General features: G+C 74.1%; 17 protein-coding genes. 11 read left to right on the forward strand and 6 right to left on the reverse strand.

Going from position 1 to position 17,532, the window contains the following annotated elements; all coding sequences use genetic code 11:
* The first annotated feature begins 148 nt into the window (after positions 1-148).
* Together ACZ4VL_RS23080 and ACZ4VL_RS23085 are read left to right on the forward strand one after the other, a co-directional pair.
* Complete coding sequence (locus ACZ4VL_RS23080; RefSeq protein ID WP_468202952.1) at positions 149-1,195, forward strand: sensor histidine kinase; 1,047 nt, start codon at positions 149-151, stop codon at positions 1,193-1,195.
* Between the two features lie 10 nt (positions 1,196-1,205).
* Positions 1,206-1,847, forward strand: a complete 642-nt coding sequence (locus ACZ4VL_RS23085) for a response regulator (RefSeq protein WP_468202955.1) — start codon at positions 1,206-1,208, stop codon at positions 1,845-1,847.
* A 318-nt stretch (positions 1,848-2,165) separates the two neighbouring features.
* On the opposite strand, the gene ACZ4VL_RS23090 is transcribed toward ACZ4VL_RS23085, so the two are convergent.
* The 3 genes from ACZ4VL_RS23090 to ACZ4VL_RS23100 form a co-directional block, all read right to left on the reverse strand.
* Entirely contained in the window at positions 2,166-2,564 is a 399-nt protein-coding gene (locus tag ACZ4VL_RS23090) for an NUDIX domain-containing protein (RefSeq protein ID WP_468202958.1), read from the reverse strand.
* A gap of 51 nt (positions 2,565-2,615) precedes the next feature.
* Positions 2,616-3,653, reverse strand: a complete 1,038-nt coding sequence (locus ACZ4VL_RS23095) for a D-alanine--D-alanine ligase family protein (RefSeq protein ID WP_468202961.1) — start codon at positions 3,651-3,653, stop codon at positions 2,616-2,618.
* Positions 3,654-3,772: 119 nt separating this feature from the next.
* Positions 3,773-4,609: an SCO4651 family lipoprotein gene (locus tag ACZ4VL_RS23100; RefSeq protein WP_468202964.1), complete on the reverse strand. Its 837-nt coding sequence runs from the start codon at positions 4,607-4,609 to the stop codon at positions 3,773-3,775.
* Between the two features lie 359 nt (positions 4,610-4,968).
* On the opposite strand from ACZ4VL_RS23100, the gene ACZ4VL_RS23105 reads away from it, so the two are divergent.
* A complete protein-coding gene (locus tag ACZ4VL_RS23105) occupies positions 4,969-7,200 on the forward strand; it encodes a PIG-L family deacetylase (RefSeq protein ID WP_468202966.1) in 2,232 nt (743 codons plus the stop codon).
* A 229-nt stretch (positions 7,201-7,429) separates the two neighbouring features.
* Positions 7,430-7,942, forward strand: a complete 513-nt coding sequence (locus ACZ4VL_RS23110; RefSeq protein ID WP_468202969.1) for a hypothetical protein — start codon at positions 7,430-7,432, stop codon at positions 7,940-7,942.
* A 104-nt stretch (positions 7,943-8,046) separates the two neighbouring features.
* Here ACZ4VL_RS23110 and ACZ4VL_RS23115 read toward each other — a convergent pair whose 3' ends face one another.
* A complete protein-coding gene (locus ACZ4VL_RS23115; protein WP_468202971.1) occupies positions 8,047-9,543 on the reverse strand; it encodes a glycoside hydrolase family 15 protein in 1,497 nt (498 codons plus the stop codon).
* Between the two features lie 249 nt (positions 9,544-9,792).
* Between ACZ4VL_RS23115 and ACZ4VL_RS23120 the strand changes: the two genes are divergently transcribed.
* Positions 9,793-11,439, forward strand: coding sequence for a hypothetical protein (locus ACZ4VL_RS23120; protein ID WP_468202973.1), 1,647 nt, complete (start codon positions 9,793-9,795; stop codon positions 11,437-11,439).
* 205 nt (positions 11,440-11,644) lie between these two features.
* Positions 11,645-12,853 (forward strand): acyltransferase family protein, encoded by a 1,209-nt coding sequence (locus ACZ4VL_RS23125; RefSeq protein WP_468202975.1) that lies wholly within the window; start codon positions 11,645-11,647, stop codon positions 12,851-12,853.
* Positions 12,854-12,970: 117 nt separating this feature from the next.
* Here the strand turns inward: ACZ4VL_RS23125 and ACZ4VL_RS23130 are convergent, their stop codons facing one another.
* On the reverse strand, positions 12,971-13,207 hold the full coding sequence (locus ACZ4VL_RS23130) for a hypothetical protein (RefSeq protein WP_404240146.1): 237 nt from the start codon (positions 13,205-13,207) through the stop codon (positions 12,971-12,973).
* A 268-nt stretch (positions 13,208-13,475) separates the two neighbouring features.
* On the opposite strand from ACZ4VL_RS23130, the gene ACZ4VL_RS23135 reads away from it, so the two are divergent.
* The 3 genes from ACZ4VL_RS23135 to ACZ4VL_RS23145 all read left to right on the forward strand — a co-directional run bounded on the left by ACZ4VL_RS23135 (position 13,476) and on the right by ACZ4VL_RS23145 (position 15,625).
* Entirely contained in the window at positions 13,476-13,949 is a 474-nt protein-coding gene (locus ACZ4VL_RS23135) for a carboxymuconolactone decarboxylase family protein (protein ID WP_468202980.1), read from the forward strand.
* Positions 13,950-13,970: 21 nt separating this feature from the next.
* Positions 13,971-14,954: an RNA polymerase sigma-70 factor gene (locus ACZ4VL_RS23140; RefSeq protein ID WP_468202982.1), complete on the forward strand. Its 984-nt coding sequence runs from the start codon at positions 13,971-13,973 to the stop codon at positions 14,952-14,954.
* A 137-nt stretch (positions 14,955-15,091) separates the two neighbouring features.
* Complete coding sequence (locus ACZ4VL_RS23145; RefSeq protein ID WP_468202985.1) at positions 15,092-15,625, forward strand: pyridoxamine 5'-phosphate oxidase family protein; 534 nt, start codon at positions 15,092-15,094, stop codon at positions 15,623-15,625.
* Positions 15,626-15,710: 85 nt separating this feature from the next.
* Here ACZ4VL_RS23145 and ACZ4VL_RS23150 read toward each other — a convergent pair whose 3' ends face one another.
* On the reverse strand, positions 15,711-16,100 hold the full coding sequence (locus tag ACZ4VL_RS23150; RefSeq protein ID WP_468202988.1) for a peptidase inhibitor family I36 protein: 390 nt from the start codon (positions 16,098-16,100) through the stop codon (positions 15,711-15,713).
* 351 nt (positions 16,101-16,451) lie between these two features.
* Between ACZ4VL_RS23150 and ACZ4VL_RS23155 the strand changes: the two genes are divergently transcribed.
* Positions 16,452-17,078 carry a hypothetical protein gene (locus ACZ4VL_RS23155; RefSeq protein WP_468202991.1) on the forward strand — a complete coding sequence of 209 codons (627 nt, stop codon included), beginning with the start codon at positions 16,452-16,454 and terminating at the stop codon, positions 17,076-17,078.
* A gap of 45 nt (positions 17,079-17,123) precedes the next feature.
* Positions 17,124-17,444, forward strand: a complete 321-nt coding sequence (locus ACZ4VL_RS23160) for a hypothetical protein (protein ID WP_468202994.1) — start codon at positions 17,124-17,126, stop codon at positions 17,442-17,444.
* The last annotated feature ends 88 nt before the right edge of the window (positions 17,445-17,532 follow it).

The raw sequence follows: 17,532 nt of genomic DNA on the forward strand, positions 1-17,532 counted from the left end.
GGGGGGGGGGGGGGGCCCCCGCCCCCCCCCCCCCCCCGCCCGTCCCCGTGCCTGCCCTCCGCTTCCCTCCCTACCCGTCCGGCGGGGCAACGCTCCTCTGCCGAACGGCGGATGCCGTGGACCGCACGGACGTCCATAGGGTCGGCCCATGCCCATACCCCTGCCTCCGCGCTCCCTCTACGCCCCGGCGCTCGCCGGCGCCGCCGTGGCGTCCACGGCCGCCTCGCTCGCCCGGGTCCCCGCCCTGTGGTCGCTCGCCGGGCTCGTCGTGCTCCTCCCGCTGCTCGGGCTGGTCGCGAGGTGGTCGCCCGTACGGTCCGGGAGCCTCGCGGCCGCCCTCGGGATCGTCGCGGCGGGGCTGTGGCCGGCACCGCTGGTGCGCGACGACGGGGCATCGTGGCTGGAGGCCTTCGGGGCGGCGGCCTTCTGGGCGCTGCCCGGCCTGGCTGCGGCCGCCGTCGGCGCCCACCTGCGGCGGAACGCCTCCCGCACCCGCCGGGCCGTCCGGGACGCCCAGCGCGACCAGCAGCTGGAACTGGCCCGTGACCTCCACGACTTCGTCGCGCACGACGTCAGTGCCATCGTCGTCCAGGCCCAGGCCGCCCGGTTCGTCGCCGACACCGATCCGCAACAGGCCGTACGCGCTCTGGAGCGCATCGAGGCGGCGGGGCTGAGCGCGCTCGCCTCGCTGGACCGGACCGTCCACGCCCTGCGGGAAGCGGGCGGCGGGCCCGGCACCTCCGCGCCTGCCCCGGCGTCCGCCCCCGGACTCGCCGAACTGGAGGGGCTCGTCGGCCGGTTCGAGGGGCGGACGGTCGTCCTGGAAGCCGAGCAGGATGCGCTGACCGGCCTCTCGCGGGAGGCGGACACCGCCGCGTACCGGGTTGCGGTGGAAGCGCTGACGAACGTACGGCGGCACGCGCCCGGCGCCGACACCGTACGCGTGACCGTACGCCGCAGCCGGCAACCGGACGGCATCGAACTGGCCGTCACCAACTCCCCGCCCCCGATCACCCCGCGCACGTCCTTCTCCCGGCGCCGATCCGCGGCGGGCTGCGGCGGCACGGGGCTCGCGGGGCTGCGGGAGCGGGTGGAGGCGGTGGGAGGCGCGTTCGCCGCCGGGCCGACCGGTACCGACACCGGCGGCTGGCGGGTTTCGGCGGTTTTCCCCGCGCGGGCCACCTCCCCGGGGTGATCATGATGTGGTGACCACGAGCATTCTCATAGCCGACGACCAAGAGGACGTCCGCAGCGGATTCCGCCTGATCCTCGACTCCCAGCCGGACATGACGGTGGTGGGGGAGGCCGCCGACGGACAAAGCGCGGTGGCCCTCGCCCGGGAACTGCGCCCGGACGTCGTGCTCACCGACATCCGCATGCCCCGCCTGGACGGGCTGGAGGTGACCCGGCAGCTCGCCCGGCAGACCCGGGTCGTGGTCGTGACCACCTTCGACCTGGACGAATACGTGCACACGGCGCTGCGGGCCGGAGCCTGCGGATTCCTGCTGAAACGATCCGGCCCCGCCCTGCTGATCGAGGGGGTCCGGGCGGCGATGGCCGGCGACACCCTGATCAGCCCGCAGATCACGGTGCGGCTGCTCAGCAGCCTGTCACAGCCGGGGGCGAAGCCGCCCTCGACGGCGGCGCGGATGCTGACGGGCCGGGAGCTGGAGATCGTACGGCTGGTGGCCCGGGGGCACACCAACGCGGAGATCGGGACGGAGCTGTTCATCAGCGCGGGCACGGCGAAGACGCACCTCGCGAACGTGCAGGCCAAGCTCGGGGCCCGGAACCGCGTCGGCATCGCAGCCTGGGCCTGGGAACACGGCGTCGTCGGACCGGAGTAGCGGCGGGCGGGGCCGGCCGGCGGGTACGCGGCCGCCCGACCACCACACCGGCCGTCAACCCGACGCGGCCCGGTCCTGACCCGAGGAGAGCAGGGCCGCATGCCGGCGCATCCGGTCCCGGTCGCCGCGGAAACAGCTGTCCCAGTCCCAGTCCCGGTCCCGGTCCCAGTCCCGGTCCCGGTGCCGGTCCCGGTCCCGATTCGGGTACCCGCCCCTTTTCCCGCCCCCGTGTCCGTCGCCGCCTTCCAGGTTCCGCCACGCGGCCGGCTGCCCGGCCTCCGCGTCGAGCGGCTGCTCGGCATCGGCGACGGCGACGTACTACAGCCCGAACGTCACCGCGGCACCGGGCCGGTAGGAGCGTACGGTCGCCAGAGCCGGCGCCCGGAACAGCTCCGCCCGGAGCCCGGTCTCCTCGAGCAACTCCCGCGCCGCGGCCTGCCGGGGAGTCTCACCCGGCTCCACGCGCCCGCCGGGCGGGACCAGCCCGCGCCACCGGTGCCGTACCAGCAGGACCCGGGACAGGGGCCGGTCGAACACCCACACCTCGGCCGCGAGCGGCCCCTCCAGCTGCGGCCCGGCCGCCGCCAGCCACCGGCGCGCGTCGTCGAGCTCGACGACGGCCGAGCGCGCGTCTGCCAGAGCCGCGTCGAAGACACGCTGCCCGATACCGATACCGATACCGATACCGACACCGATCCTGATTCCGTTCCCGGTCATCCGATCACCGTACGGAACACGACCGACATCGCCGCGGCGGCGCCGGCCGGGTCAGTGCGCGGCGAGGGCCACGATGCGCTCGATCAGGTCGGCGTACGTCCATCCGGCCCCGGAGGCCGCGAGCGGCAGCAGGCTCGTCCCGGTCAGTCCGGGGAGCGCGTTGACCTCCAGGCACATGGGTTCGCCCGCGGCGTCGCAGCGGAAGTCGGCGCGGGAGTAGGTGTGTGCGTCGAAGCCGAGGGCTTCGTGCGCGCGCCGGGCCAGCTCCTGGAGCCGGGACGCGAACTCCGCCGGGATCCGGGCCGGACACACCTCGCTGACCGCGCCCGGCTGGTACTTGGCCGCGTAGTCGAACAGCGGCGTACTCAGCTCGATCTCGACCACCGGGAGCACGTGGTCGCCCACCACCCCCACGGTGAACTCCCGGCCCGGCAGGAACGGTTCCACCAGGAGCTCGCCGTCACCGGCCCGCATCCCCGCGGCGAGTTGCTCCAGCTCCGCGAGGGAGTCGGCCCGGTGCACCGACACGCTCGACCCGTCCGCGACGGGCTTGGCCACCACCGGCCCGGCGGCCAGCAGCCGCTGCACGTCCTGCGGGACCTCGTCGGTGCCGGGCTGCCACAGCGCGCGCTCGGTCACGGGCACCCCCGCGACGGCCAGCACCGCCTGCGCCCGCTCCTTGTGCCAGGCCGCCGTGCAGGCCGTACTGCTCGCGCCGGTGAAGCGGATGCCCGCCTCCCGCAACCGGCCCTGCACCCAGCCGTCCTCGCCCCAACCGCCGTGCAGGGCCACGAAGACGAGGTCGGCCTCGCGCAGCAGCCCCAGAACCGGCCCGCCCGCCAGGGCGGCGTCCATGCGCTGCTGCAGCAGCCGCCGGCCCTGGCCGGACGGCGGCTCCTTGCCGACCGCGAACCCGTCCACCACATCACCCGGGCGCAGGGGACCGGCCAGAACCGGCGCCTCGGCGGCCGGATCGACCAACACCACCTCATGGCCCCGCTCCAGCAACGCCCGGGCGACCGAGCCGCCCGAGGCCAGGGAGACGTCTCGCTCCGGACTCTCTCCACCACACAAGATCACGATTCGCATGCCGGGATTCTGTCCCCTCCCCCGCCCACCCGCCCACGCCGACAGGCCGAAACCGGCCGACCGCCGACGCCGACGGCCCGCGCACGCCGACGGCCCGCGCACGCCGGCGGATCGGTGCGTCAGCCCGTCTTGCCCTTCTTGACCGCCTCGGAGACGTCCGCGACTTCGTCCGCCGGGGGAGCGACGATGTCCGCGGCCGCGCCGAAGGACAGGAAGTCCATCGTCATGTTGGTGGCACCACCGTTCTGGGCGAGCCGGGCCGGCATGCCCTTGTCGTCCACCCACACGTCGACGACGACCTCGCTGCTGGTCGCGCCCAGGGCCTTCCACGTCTCCGTGGTGCCCTTGTCCAGCTTCTCCAGCGGGACGGTCGCCTTGTAGTGGACGGCGGACCTGCCGTTCACGTCCTCGGTGCCGACCTTCTCGACGCCCTTCGACCACTTGAGGGCCTTCAGGCCGGAGGTCGGGTCGGCGGCCGGCCCGCTGAGCTGCGCCGCGCCCGCCTCACCGAGCAGGGCCGAGGCCTCGACCTTCAGCCAGCGCTTGCCCTTGAACTCGCCGGACGGCAGCGGGTCCACCTCGTAGTAGTACGAGCCCTGCACCAGCCGCATGGTGACGGTGCCGTCCTTGGCCAGCTCCTGCATCTGCGCCTGCGCGGCCGGTATCTCGGCCTGCATGGCGTACCCGTTGCCCCACGAGTAGGTGCCCGTCATGTCCACCGGCCGGCCACCCGTGTCCGGGGAGGTCACCCTCATCCTGACCTCGGCCGATCCCGCCTTCGTCGCGGAGTCCGACGCGCTGTTGAGCGCGGCGATCATCGACTCGACCGAGTCGGCTGCCTTCTTGACCGTCCCGGCGGTCTCCGCCGCCTTCGGCGCCGCGAGGGAGCACCCCGTCATTCCCGCGCCCGCGAACGCCAGTGCCACGGCAGCGCGGACGGCATGTCCTGTCCTCAAAGTCCCACCCCTGTTCGTGCGTCGTACAGCGCGTCAATCTATCGACCACCTCACAGGGGTTTGTCATGGCCCCGATCGATTCCGCCCCGGTCCGCCGATGTGATGTGCGTCATCCCGTTGGCGTCCGTCGTGTTGGTGGCGGGCGTCACATTCCGCCCGTGTGAGTTCTGATAAATCGGACAACTCGGTCATATAGCCCATTCAATCTAGTTTTCGGCATATACCCCTTGATGGTGTGTCAGTCGAAATCGCGCGGGGCATAATCGGGCCCGGTCGTCTCCGGCAGTGGTGGAACCATCGGGGCACCGGCCGCCTCCTCGGCGGAGTTCCGCACCGGACCGATCCTCAAGGCGTTGTTCATGTCCCTCGTCACCCGCACCCGCCTCGCGGGCCTCCTCGCCGCGCTCTCCGTCGGCGTCGCCGGCGTGACGACCTGGGCCTACGGGTACGGGTACGGGGCCGACGGCCAGGAGCCGGCCGTCCCCCAGGCGGTCGCCCGCCCAAGTGTGACCGAGGGCACAGTCCTTCACGTCGTCGCCCACCCCGACGACGACCTGTTCTTCATGAACCCCGACCTGAGCCGCTCCATATCCGCGGGCGTCAGGGTCACCACCGTCTACCTGACCTCCGGCGAGTCCGACGGCCGCAACGAGGCCCACAGCCCGCACCTGAACGACCCCGAGCTCCCCGCCGACCGCGCCGCCTACGCCGAAGCCCGCCAGAACGGCATACGCGCCGCCTACGCGCAGATGGCCACCGGCGACCGCACCAGCCCCTGGGAGCGCAGCTCCGTCCCCACCGCCGGCGGCGGGAGCGCGGAGGTCGACGTCCTGGTCGCCCACCCCGAGGTCAACCTGGTGTGGATGCAGCTGCGCGAGGCCCGCAGCATCTCCGGCGACAACCCGGACAGCCTCCGCGGCCTGTGGGACGACCGCGTCCCCGCCCTGGGTGCCCAGCTGACCTCCGGGACACCGGTCCAGCCCTCGTTCTCGTACACCAAGGACCAGGCGATAGACGCCATCGCGGGCGTCTTCGCGCGGTACAGGCCGACGACGATACGGACGCAGGACCCGACGCCCGGCCGCTCGGCCGGCGGCGGCGCCTTCCTCGACCACCAGGACCACATGTACGGCGCCCGCTTCGTGCAGGCCGCCGCCGAGCGCTACGCGAAGTCCGGGGACCGGCCGCACTTCTCCCTCCAGAACTACGTGGGCTACCCCAACACCGCGCTGCCCCCCACGCTCGACCCGCAGACGGCCGAGGAGAAGCTCGGCTACCTCAAGACCTACGCCTGGATGGACCACGAGGACTGGTGCGGCAGCCCGGCCGGCTGCGGTGACCGCAAGACCGCGACCCGGCCCACCGGCGCCGGCTGGAACCAGACCCTCCGCTACGCCCGCGGCGACGGCACCTCCTGGATGGCCGAGGGGCGTGCCGGCCGGCTGTGGGCCTTCGCCGTCCTCGACGGGCAGATGGCGTACTGGTCGCGCAGCGGCGCCCAGGCCCCCTGGCAGGGCCCCCGCTTCCTCCCCGGTACCGGCATCGACACCGGCGCGACCGCGGCCCGCCTCCCCGACGGGCGGATCGCGGTGTTCGGTACCCGCACCACCCTGGGCGCGGCGCACGAGGCGTACGGCCGCGAGGTCGTGTACGCCGTCCAGGCCGCGCCCGACGGCGCCTTCGGCCCGTGGCAGTCGCTGGGCACACCCGACGTCTCGGACGTGTCCGCGACCTCGGCGATCAGTGCACCGGCCGTCTCCGTGGACGGAACGGGCCGCATGACGGTGTACGTACGCGACTCCCGGCGCACCCTGCGCGCCCGTACCCAGCCGACCCCGGACGGTGACTTCGGCGCCTGGCAGAACCTGGGCGGCAGCGGCCTGCTGGGCGACCCGGTCACCGCGACCGACGGATCCGGGCGGCGCCACGTGTACGCGGCGACCGCCGGGACCGTGCTGGCCTGGGTCCAGCCGGCCCGGACCCCGGACACCCCGTACAGCGGCCCCCTCCCGACCGGGCTGCCGGCGACCACCGGCCCGCTCTCGGTCAGCCCGCAGGAGGACGGCGGCATCCGCCTGTACTTCCGCCGCCCCGGCACCGGCGCGGTGGGCACGGGCCTGGCCGTCGCGGGCACGGGCACGGGTGCGGGCGAGGGAGCGCGCGCGGGTGAGGGCACGGGCGCGGGCGCGTCCGCGGGCACCCCGGCGGAGGCGGAGTCCTCCCCGGTCACCGAGGCGGGTGGCGACGGCGGCTACGGCGCCGTCAGCGTCGCCGGCCGCCTGCTCGCGGGGCGCGCGGGCGCGGGCACGGTCAGCGTGTCCGGCACGGACGGCCCGCCGTCCTGGCACGAGTCCCAGATGCTCTACACGGGCGCCCCGGCGGCCGTGGCCGAGCCGGACGGCAGCGCCGTCGCGGCGGCGGTCGGCCTCGACGGCGGCCTGCACATCATGGCGGCCGCCCCCGCGGCCGAGTCCGCGCCGCCCGGCAGCGGCGCTCCCGCCCCGTGGCACCGGGCGGTCCAGCCCTGGATGGCCGCGCTGGCCGGACGCCCGGGCTCGGGACCGGGCACGGGCGCGGCCCCGCTGCCGTAGGGCGCGTCGGACCGGCGCCTTCCGGTGGCAGCGCCGATCGGCGGGGGCGAGGATGGCCGCCAGACCCCGTCGCGGGCAGGTCGCCGAGGGCGCGGCCGGCGGCGGTCGGTTGCGACGTACGCAACGCGCGCGTGTGTGTGCGTGTGCGTGGCGTACGTGATGTGCACACGGCGTACGTAAGACGTCCTGAGGCTCCTGAGGCTCCTGACCGACTGCGATTGGGGCTCCCATGACCCCTTGCTTCCCACGCTCCGCTGCGCACGGGCGCACGGCGGCCCCGGGCGGGACGCTGCGCGCCGCGGCCTCCCTCGCCTCCGTCGCCGTCCTGGCGGCCTTCGCCACCGGGTGCAGGAACGACACGGCGCCGGCCTGGGGCTACCCGGACCTCAAGGCGACCCTGGGCTCGCTCTCCCGCGCCCTCGACCAGGGCTGCGCCGAGGCGGCCCCCGAGCAGTGCACGGACGACCTCGACCGGCTCGGCGCGCTGGCGGACCGCGCCTTCGGCCTGGCCCTGGAGCACGGCCTCCTCGACGCCGAATACGTCGACTCCGTGCAGGACCTGGACCGGGCCAGGGAACTCCGGATCACCGCCGCCGCGGACGCCCGGGCCCGACGTGACCCGCAGTACGCGCCGTTCCGGCAGGCAGTGGCCGCCGAGAGGCTCGCGTACCGGCGCCTGCTGGCCGCGCTGGAGAGCGTCCGTACCGCTCCGCCACCGGGCGACGGGACAGCGCCCCTCTGAGCCCTCTGCGCCCCTGAGCCTCCTGCGCCCCCTGGGCCTCCTGGGCCTCCTGGGTCCGTCCGGTCGGGCAGCCCCTCCCGCCCGAGACACGCGGGCCTGCGGGCCTACGGCCGCAGCGGCGGGGTCGGAAGCCCCTTCCCGTCGAGCGCCACCAGGGACAGGACGGTGATCGCGCCCGTCCACGCGAGCGGGGCGATCGACACGGGCCGCCCCTCCCGGTCCACCTTCTCCGGCAGCTCGCCGAGCGGGTTGCGCTTGGACAGGACCCAGGCCAGCACCCGCTCGGCCTTGGCCGGCTGCCCCGTACCGGCCCAGGCGAGCGCGAAGAAGGCCGTACTGGGCGTCCAGGCGTTCCCGCCCCACGGCGCGGTCGGGTCGTTCCCGGGGGTCAGTCCCCCGTTCGGCAGGAGCAGCGCCCGGTACGTGGAGTCGAGCGCCCGCGGCAGGTCGGCCGGGGCCGCGTTGAAGGGGGGCGCCATGAAGGCCACCGCGCTGTCGCGACCGTGCCGCCCGTCGACGGTGCGCTGGTACCCCAGCGGAGCGAACCGCGCCGCGATACCGGCGGAGAGCCGTCCCGCCGCGCGGGCCCAGCGCGCCGCGTCGCCCGGCCGGTCCGCCTCCCGGGCGAGGTCCGCGGAGGCGTTGAGCCCGGCGAGGAGGGGCGCGGCCGTGCCGATGTTCGGCGTGGTCGTCATCAGCTCCCAGTAGTCCGGGGACGCGGGCGGCAGCCCGTCCGCCCGCAGGGACGCCGCCGCACGGTCGGCCGCCTTGCGGATCATCGGGTAGAGGGTCGCCAGCCGGGCGCGGCGGGTGTCCCGCGGGGCCGCCTGGTACCACTGCCAGGCGGCCCAGGGCACCCAGCCGTTGGCGTCCAGCTGCCACCGCCTGCCGTCCGGCGGGCCGGAGCCGTCGAGCTTCGTCCGCGCCTCCCAGGTGCCGTCCCCGCGCTGGGTCGCGGCGCTGTAGCGCAGGATCCGGAACGCCTCGGCGTCGTGGCCGGTGTGCGCGAACGCGGCCGAGGCGAAGCCCGCGTCACGCGGCCAGGAGTACTTCCAGCCGTCGGTCCAGCCCGCCGCCACGGCGCCGTTCGGCCGGAGCAGGGCCCGCATGGACAGCAGGGCCCGTTCGGCCGCCGCACGCTGCACCGGTGTCCTGCCCGGGACCCGGCCCGCGGCCAGCCAGGCCCGGCTCTGCGCGATCTGCCGCCGTGCCGCCGGGTCGTCGCGGGGGACCACGGCCGACGCCGTCCTGCCCGCGGGGAGGTACGCCCACCAGCCCGACGGCAGCTGCAGCACGTTGCTCTGCCCGACGTACCGCGCGCCCCCGGCCATGGCCGGGGGGACGCCGACCGCGGCGGTCGTGTGGGCGAGGAGCCCCACGGTCGGGGCGGCCGACACCGACAGGGGCGCGTAGCTGCCGACGGCGTCGCCGTGGCCGCCCCCGTGCCCGCCGGGTCCGACGAGGAACCCGGGCCGCGGCGCCGTCGGGTCGGGTCGCCCGGCATGCTGCCCCGCCGTACACACGGGAAGGGCGACGCCGGACAGGCACACGCCGAGGACCACCCACCGGAAGAGCCGGGCACCTCGCCGCACACCGGGCATCGCCACTCCCTCCGCCGGGCCGTCGGCCTCCCCCTCATTGGCCTCCCCCTCATCGTGGGAGACCCGGACGGGGGCCGCTACGCCGTACCCGCCGCCCGGGTGAGCAGCCGTTCCGGCAGGCGGCGCCACCCGCTAACCCGTCCCGACCGCCCGGGATGCCGCGGCCCGCGAACCGTGCACAGGATGGGTGCCCGACGGCAGGCCGAGCGCTGCCGCGCAAAGGGAACGCACAAGGGCAAAGGGTGGTGAATGGGCACCGCTTCGATGACGGGCACCGGCAAGGGCGAGGGCGAGGGCGAGGGCGAAGGCACCGGTACGGGTACGGGTACGGGTACGCGTACGGGCGCCGGCGTCGGCGCCGGCCGGCATTCTGCCGATCCGGGCCGGGCGACGACCGGCCGCCGCCCGTTCCCGCGCGGGCTCGTCCTGCCGGGGGTCTGCGCGACCGTCGTCGCGGCGGCCGGGGCCCTGATCGCAGTCGGGTGCTTCCTCGGGCTCTACGTACGGCCCACGTCCGACGACTGGTGCGCCGCCTGGAAGGCCCGCGACCTGGGGGTGCTCGGCATCACCTCCGACTTCTACACGACCCAGAACGGCAGGGTCACCAACGCCTTCCTCAGCGGTCTCGTCTACGCCGACGGACTCACCGGCATCAAGATCCTCCCGACCGTCCTCGCGGTCGCCTTCACGGCGGGCCTGGTCCTCCTCGGACGGGAGTTCGTCCGCCAGCTCGGCGGAATACCCCGGGTGCTGCCCCTGACCGCCTGCGCCCTGGTCGTCCAGGCGCTGCTCTACTACGCCGGCACCCGCAGCTACCAGGTCCTGCTGTGGGCCCCCGCCACGATCTCCCACACCCTCCCGAGCGTCATCGGCGTGTGGGCGCTGCTGCTGGCCGTCCGGACCGTCCGGCACCGCAGTGCCGCCGTCCGCGCGGCCGGCTTCGCCGCGGCGTTCCTGCTCGGCTTCGCGATCGGCACCCTGAGCGAGCCGTTCGCCCTCGTCAGCGGCCTCCTCGCCGCCGCGGTCGGCCTGCTGGTGCTGCTGCGCCCCGGACCCCCGGCGCGCATCCGCCGCCGCCCCTTCGTCTGGTGCCTGCTGTGGTGCGCCGGCCTCGTCTGCGGTCTCGTCGCGCTCTACACCTCGCCGGGCGCCCGGTGGCGCCGCGCCCAGCAGCCGGAGCGGGCGTCGATGCTCTCCGCGGACGAGCTCGGGGCCACTTTCGAGGACTGGCTCCACATGTGGGGCACGGTCACCGCCCAGTGGGCCTACCTCGGGGCCGCCGCCGTCGGCGTCCTCCTGGGCCTCGGCAGCCGGATCGGGGGCCGGCACCCCGCACCCGGGGCGCGGCGGCTGCCGCTCACCGTGCTGCTGCTCCCCGTGCCCGTGGTGCTGCTGGGGTCGTTCGCGGTGGTGGTGGGCCTGCGCAGCGGCTACGGGCCGAGCGGATGGACGTACGCCCGTACCTGGACGAGCTTCCTCGTACCCATGGAACTGGCCCTCTGCGGCTACGGCGCCCTCCTAGGAGCCGCAGCCGCAGCGTGGGCTGGGTCCGGGGCCGCCGGCCGCCCGGCAGCCCGCGGCGGAGCCCGTACGCCGCCCACCGCCACGGCCGTCACCGGCACCGTGGCGACGGGCTGCCTGGTCCTCGCCTCGACGGCCGTCCTCGTCCCGAACGTCCAGCAGCTCACCACCGCCACGGTCACCCGCGCCGAGGCCTGGGACGCCCAGAACGCCCGCATCCGCACCGAGGCCGCGCGCGGCGCCACCGACATCGGCTACACGCCCCTGCACATCGGGAACCTCGCCGAACCCTTCTTCACGCGCGCCCACGACCGGGACTGGGTCGCCGCATGCACGTCCCGCTGGTACCGCATCCCCCGCATCCACCCCCGCTGACCGGCGCCCCGCCCCACACGGCAGACAAGCGGGGCGTGTCCAGGATCACGCCCGAAGAACGCCGGGTTCCGACCACCGGTCGAGGAAGCGGCCTTAATTTGGTGATCCAGCCGGGGCGCGTACATGCGGCCTCGCTGTGATCGCGGGGCGCCACATCCCCGAACGTAGGGGTGTCGCGGGACACCCCACGGCTTCCAGAGGTTCCATGTCCGACAGGCTCGTCCGTGCCGAAGACCGCGTCCCGGCGCCCGCCGGGGCGCCGCAACCGGCCCCCGATCCGTTGCGCAGCCGCCGGCGGAGCGTGTGGCCGAGGCGCGGCGGGGCCGTCGCGGCCGGGCGGGCGCCCCGATTGGCGGTACTGGACGCCCTGCGGCTGTCCGCGGCGCTGTCGGTGGTCCTGTTCCACTACCTGGCCGGGTCGGGGACGATCCCCTGGCAGCGGACGGCGGTCGAACTGTTCCCCACGCTGCACCGGGTCGCCGAGTTCGGCTGGCTGGGCGTGGTCTTCTTCTTCATGATCAGCGGATTCGTCATCTGCCTGTCCGGCTGGGGCAAGTCGCTCCAGCAGTTCTGGCGGGGCCGGATCCTGCGGCTGTTCCCGCTCTACTGGGCGGCGGTCGTGCTCGCCTCGGCGGCGGCCCGACTGGGCCCGCGGACACCGGGCGAGCCGAGGGTCACGGTCGGCCAGATGCTGACCAACCTGACGATGCTGCAGTCGCCCCTGGGCGTACCGAGCGTGGACAACGTGTACTGGACGCTCTGGGTCGAGCTCTGCTTCTACCTGATCTTCTCGCTGGTCGTCCTGGTGGGCGCCACCCACCGCCGGGTCGCGAACTTCTGCTGGCTGTGGGCGCTGGGCTCGGTCCTGGCCCCGGCGTCGGGCATCGCGCTGCTGGACCAGCTCCTGCAGCCCCGGTGGGCGCCCTTCTTCATCGCCGGCATCGCCTTCTACCTGGTCCGCCGGGCGGGCCGGTTCGAGGGGGAGACCCTCGGCATCCTCGCGCTGTCCTGGCTGCTGATGCAGCACCGGCTCCCGGCGATCATGGAGGGTGAGGGGCACGGCATCAACTGGAAGGTCTGCCTGGCCGCGATCTCCGCGATGTACCTGCTGATGGGCCTCATCGCGCTCGGGAAGCTGGACGGGATCCAGTGGCGCTGGCTGCCCGTCGCGGGCGCGATCTCGTACCCGCTCTACCTCGTGCACCAGTCGCTGGGCGTACGGGTGATCTGGCGGTGGAACGAGCAGTGGGGCGCCTGGCCGACCCTGCTCGGGGTGATCGCGGGCGCGGTGCTGACCGCCTGGCTGCTGCACCGCCTGGTGGAGCGGCCGCTCACGCGGCTGCTGCGCCGCCTGATGGACGTACAGGGCGTACAGGGCGAACGGCCGCAGCAGCGGGCGGCCGTCGGGCGATGAGGGCGCTCCGCGCCGCCCCGCCCGCCATCGGCCGGGGCCCCCGGCGGTGCGGGCGGCAGCGACCACCTGGACCGGACCGGCCCACCCCCACCGTGGACACCACCGGCAGCCACGCCGCTAGTGCACGTGCCAGGTGAACTTTCCGCCGCCCACCCATCGGACGGTGTCCAGGTCATCGAGGTCGTGGATGCTGACCCCCGCCTCCGCGGCGATCAGGATCACGTCGGTCATGGACGTCGCCGTACCGACGACCTCCCCATCGACCTCCACGATCCGGAACGGCGGATCGCCGGGCTGCACCGTCAGGACGGTCACCCTCGGGGAGGAGATGTACGGGCTCGCGCTCTCAGTCATACAGAAATCTTCCACGCCGACCCCCGAGTCCGCCCGACCAGCACGCCGCGCCCCGGGGACTGCGGAGGACGACCGGCCCGGCCGTCCGGCTCCGACCGGGTGAAGGCGCGGTGTCCGCGCGGACCCGGATGGCGACCCCTGTGCCGTCCGGGCGGTGCCCATCCGACCCGGGTGACGCAGGTCACGTCCGCCCGTGTCACAGGGGATCGGGCTGTCTCGTCTCGGGTGTGTACGCACTCACACCGACACCGCACCGAGGGAGCACACCATGGACGCGCGACTGAACCTCCTCACCAGCCCGACCGTCGGCAAGGCCGTCAAGCACCTCATGGCGGCGGGCAAGGCGGTCAAGGAATCGCCGCTGCCGACCACGACGCAGGAGCTGGTCGCGCTGCGCGTGAGCCAGATCAACGGCTGCGCCTTCTGCATCGACATGCACACCAAGGACGCCGCCGCGGCCGGCGAGACGCCGGTCCGCCTGCACCTGGTCGCGGCCTGGCGCGAGGCCACGGTGTTCACCGAGGCCGAGCGCGCCGCGCTGGAGCTGGCCGAGGAGGGGACCCGGCTCGTGGGCGCGGCCGGCGGGGTCGGCGACGAGGTGTGGGCGCGCGCCGCCCGGCACTACGACGAGGAGCAGCTCACCGCTCTCGTCCTCCTGGTGTCTTTCATGAACATGGCGAACCGGTTGAACGTCATCACCCGGCAGCCGGCCGGGGACTACGTGCCCGGGCAGTTCCACTGATTCCGGGGGAGAGGAACCAGCATGACCAAGGCCGATGCCGATGCCGATGCCTATACCGACGGTGACGTCCACGTCCACGTCGACGCCGGCGTCCGCGACTTCGAGGAACTGCGGCCCCTGCTGTTCTCGATCGCCTACCGGATCCTGGGCAGCGTCAGTGAGGCAGAGGACGCGGTGCAGGAGACCTGGCTGCGCTTCGCCGCCTCGTCGACGGTCCCCACGTCCACCAAGGCCTTCCTGTCGGCCACGGTGACCCGCATCTCCATCGACGTCCTGCGTTCCGCGCGGGTGCGGCGCGAGGAGTACGTCGGCCCCTGGTTCCCCGAGCCGCTGCTGAGCGACCCGTACCAGGACCCGGCCCGCTCGGCGGAGCTGGCCGACTCGGTGTCCATGGCGGCACTGCTGCTGCTCGAGCGGCTCAGCCCGCTGGAGCGGGCGGTGTTCCTGCTGCGGGACGTGTTCGGGTTCGGCTTCGACGAGGTCGCCGAGGCCGTGGGCCGGTCCGAGGCGGCCTGCCGACAACTGCTCGTACGGGCACGACGGCACGTGCAGCAGGGACGACCACGGTTCGCAGCGGACCGCCAGGAACGACAGGAACTGGCCACCCGCTTCTTCGACGCCCTGCAGAACGGCGACGTGCACGGGCTGCAGGCCCTCCTGGCGGCCGACGTCCAACTCGTCGGGGACGGCGGCGGCAAGGCCCCGCAGCTCGCCCGGACCATCCTGGGCCCGGGGAACGTGGCCAGGCTGCTCGCCGCGGTCTTCCCCCGGCTGGCCCGGATCGACGTGACGCTCGAACGGCACGAGATCAACGGCCAGCCCGGCGCGATCCTCCGCGACCGGGACGGCAAGGTCCTGCAGGCCACGGTGCTGGAGGTGCTCGACGGCCGGATCCAGACGGTCCGCACGGTGGTCAACCCCGACAAGCTGGGCCACCTCGGGCCGGTCGCCGACGCCTGGGCCGTCGGCCGCGAGCTGAAGCAGGTGCGGCGGCACACGAGCTGACCCGTTCGACCCCGCACCACAGAAAGCCACTTCTCCACGGCGAGCACGGGCCCGCAGCGGCCGACGGCGCCCCGCCCGAGCGGCGGGGCACCGCAAGCCCGCGTGGTCACCTGTGGTTGCCTGGCTACAGTGAGGCGATGCGCGAAACGCCAGAAGACCTCAAAGAGCTCCAGGCCCTCCTCGACGCTTCACTGTCCCGTTCCGGCTCGCACCTCCGCTCCGTCATCAACGCCGAACGCACCCTGACCGCGGAGCAGCTCACCCGCGTACTCACCGGCATGTGCACCCTCGCCCTGTCCACGGTGACGGCGAAGGGCGAACCGCGGGTCAGTGGTGTGGACGGGCACTTCCTGCGCGGAAAGTGGCACTTCGGCACGGCGCGCGACGCCGTCAAGGCCCGCCACCTGGCCGCCCGGCCCGCCGTCAGCGCCGCGCACATGCGCGCTGAGGACCTCGGCGTGTTCACACACGGCACGGTCGAGGTCCTCAACCCCCAGGACGGGGAGCCGGCCGCGGACTGGCCGGAACTCCTCGCCTACTTCAAGGACTTCTACGGCGAGGACCTCTTCGACTGGGACAACGAGGTGGTCTACTACCGGCTGCGTCCGCACTGGATGACCGTCTATGCCGCCGACTTCGCGAAGCTCACCGCGCCGCCGCCCCGGGCCTGACCGCCCCGGGCCTGACCGCCCCGGGCCGGGATCGACCGACGCCCGCCCCTCTCCGGGGGCGGGCGCGGGCGATCGGGCGGTGTTCCTAGCAGCGGACGGAAGAGGCCATGTCGTTCTCGGACGGCAGCACGTTGACGCGGTAGCGGTTCTTCATGTCGTGGCCCTCGCCCCCGCTGTAGGCGTCGGTCCACCAGAAGCAGGTCGTGCCGCTGTCGTTGGACCAGGAGGACATCGTGTCGTTGAAGCCGTAGGCGCCCAGCCACGGCAGGTGGTCGCCCGCCTGCAGGGCGATCCCGCCGCCGCTGAAGTTGACGTCCCGGTACAGGCACAGGCTGTGGGACGGACAGTTCGATCCGTCGAACGTGGACACCGACGCCGGGGCCGCGGTGGCCGCGGCGGGCTCAGCTGCTGCGGGGGCGGCGGCCAGGCAGGCCGCGGTGAAGGTGGCGCAGAGCAAAGGGATGAGACGACGCATCAGTTCCTCCAGAACGGATTCGTAAGGTGATCGGGCGGCGGGTGCGACGGCCGCCGCCGGCTCCCCTGAGGGGCAAGATCAACGTAGAAAGCAAGAACGTTTACGCCCCAGCCCCAGGTACGTGGGCTCACCCGAACGGACGCGGCGCACCCGGTGCACGGACGAGCGCATGCCGGGGCACAGCGGTCGCCGGCCGGGTGACCGTCCTGAGGGTGGGACGGGATCGTCCTCCTCCCCCGAGGGAGGGAGACGGATCCCGTCCGCAGGGCGATCCGCCCGTGGTGCGGGAGCTGCGATCGTCGATGCGGGGCGGGCTTGCGGTGCCCGCCGGACCGGATCGAGGAGGCACGGATGTCCCGCAGAGCCATGGGCGCGCCGACGGGTGTCGGACGGCTCCGAACCGCGTGGCGGGCCGCGCACCGGCCGGTGCCCGGGGTCCCGGTGTGGACGCGGCGGCTCGCGTACGCCGTTCCGTTGGTCGTGCTGCCGTCCGGCATCTGGCGGTTGCCGGCGGTGTTCGACAGCGGGTTGAGTGTGGGCGAGCGGTTGTACGTCCCGATGCTGTCGGTGGTGTCCGAGCTGCTGGCGTTCACGGCGGTCGGGTTGGTCGCGCGGTGGGGCGAGGTGTTCCCGGGCCGACTGCCCGGGCTGGGTGGCCGCCGTGTCCCGGTGGGGCTGGCGGTCGTGCCGGCGGCGGTGGGGGCGACGGTGCTGACGGCGGTGTTCTCGTTGTGGGCTCCCCTCACGACGGCCATGGGGACCACCATCCGCGGCGACGCACTCCCTCCCGACGCCCCCGGCCAGGCCACCGGGCTCGCGAGCGCGTGGTTCTACGCCTGCTACGTGCCGCTGATGCTGTGGGGACCGCTGCTGGCGGTGCTGACGGCGGCGTACTGGCGGCGGCGCCGGCGCCAGCACCAGGGCGGCGGCGGTGGCGGTGGTGGTGGAGGCGGTGTGCGCGTGGCCGCCGCCCGCTGATGTCCGGGGACGGGCGTTGACAGTGGCGTCCGTTAGCGTCCTGCCATGACGACCGAGAACCCCGACCCCCGCCGTGATCTCGCCGCCATATGCCGGGCCGCGGACCGCGGTTACCTCCTGCAGGTGGTCCGCGAGGGCAGCGGCGAGCCCCTCGCCGAGAAGGACCTTTCGCACTGGCCCGACTGGCCGGTGTTCCCGGCCGACGCCGCCCATGCGGCGGGCTGCGAACTCGTCATGCTCGGCTACATGATCTGGCCCGACACCCTCACTCCCGACACGCTCATGGGATGGCGCCCGCTACCGGACCAGAAGGCGTGGTCGGCGCAGGTCGGCAGCTTCGCCCAACTGCACGCCGCCGGAATCTGACACCGGCCGCCTTCGGGTTCCGCAGAAGCCGGCCCGGGCGGGGGGATCGGGTGCGGCCCGCGCGTGGGCCGGCTTTCCCGGAGCGGCC

Source organism: Streptomyces sp. NPDC029014, assembly GCF_055564695.1.

Coding starts and splice junctions, on each gene's coding strand:
- ACZ4VL_RS23080 (WP_468202952.1), top strand. CDS start 149: ATGCCCATACCCCTGCCTCCGCGCTCCCTCTACGCCCCGGCGCTCGCC.
- ACZ4VL_RS23090 (WP_468202958.1), bottom strand. CDS start 2,564: ATGACCGGGAACGGAATCAGGATCGGTGTCGGTATCGGTATCGGTATC.
- ACZ4VL_RS23095 (WP_468202961.1), bottom strand. CDS start 3,653: ATGCGAATCGTGATCTTGTGTGGTGGAGAGAGTCCGGAGCGAGACGTC.
- ACZ4VL_RS23105 (WP_468202966.1), top strand. CDS start 4,969: ATGTCCCTCGTCACCCGCACCCGCCTCGCGGGCCTCCTCGCCGCGCTC.
- ACZ4VL_RS23110 (WP_468202969.1), top strand. CDS start 7,430: ATGACCCCTTGCTTCCCACGCTCCGCTGCGCACGGGCGCACGGCGGCC.
- ACZ4VL_RS23115 (WP_468202971.1), bottom strand. CDS start 9,543: ATGCCCGGTGTGCGGCGAGGTGCCCGGCTCTTCCGGTGGGTGGTCCTC.
- ACZ4VL_RS23120 (WP_468202973.1), top strand. CDS start 9,793: ATGGGCACCGCTTCGATGACGGGCACCGGCAAGGGCGAGGGCGAGGGC.
- ACZ4VL_RS23125 (WP_468202975.1), top strand. CDS start 11,645: ATGTCCGACAGGCTCGTCCGTGCCGAAGACCGCGTCCCGGCGCCCGCC.
- ACZ4VL_RS23130 (WP_404240146.1), bottom strand. CDS start 13,207: ATGACTGAGAGCGCGAGCCCGTACATCTCCTCCCCGAGGGTGACCGTC.
- ACZ4VL_RS23135 (WP_468202980.1), top strand. CDS start 13,476: ATGGACGCGCGACTGAACCTCCTCACCAGCCCGACCGTCGGCAAGGCC.
- ACZ4VL_RS23140 (WP_468202982.1), top strand. CDS start 13,971: ATGACCAAGGCCGATGCCGATGCCGATGCCTATACCGACGGTGACGTC.
- ACZ4VL_RS23145 (WP_468202985.1), top strand. CDS start 15,092: ATGCGCGAAACGCCAGAAGACCTCAAAGAGCTCCAGGCCCTCCTCGAC.
- ACZ4VL_RS23150 (WP_468202988.1), bottom strand. CDS start 16,100: ATGCGTCGTCTCATCCCTTTGCTCTGCGCCACCTTCACCGCGGCCTGC.
- ACZ4VL_RS23155 (WP_468202991.1), top strand. CDS start 16,452: ATGTCCCGCAGAGCCATGGGCGCGCCGACGGGTGTCGGACGGCTCCGA.
- ACZ4VL_RS23160 (WP_468202994.1), top strand. CDS start 17,124: ATGACGACCGAGAACCCCGACCCCCGCCGTGATCTCGCCGCCATATGC.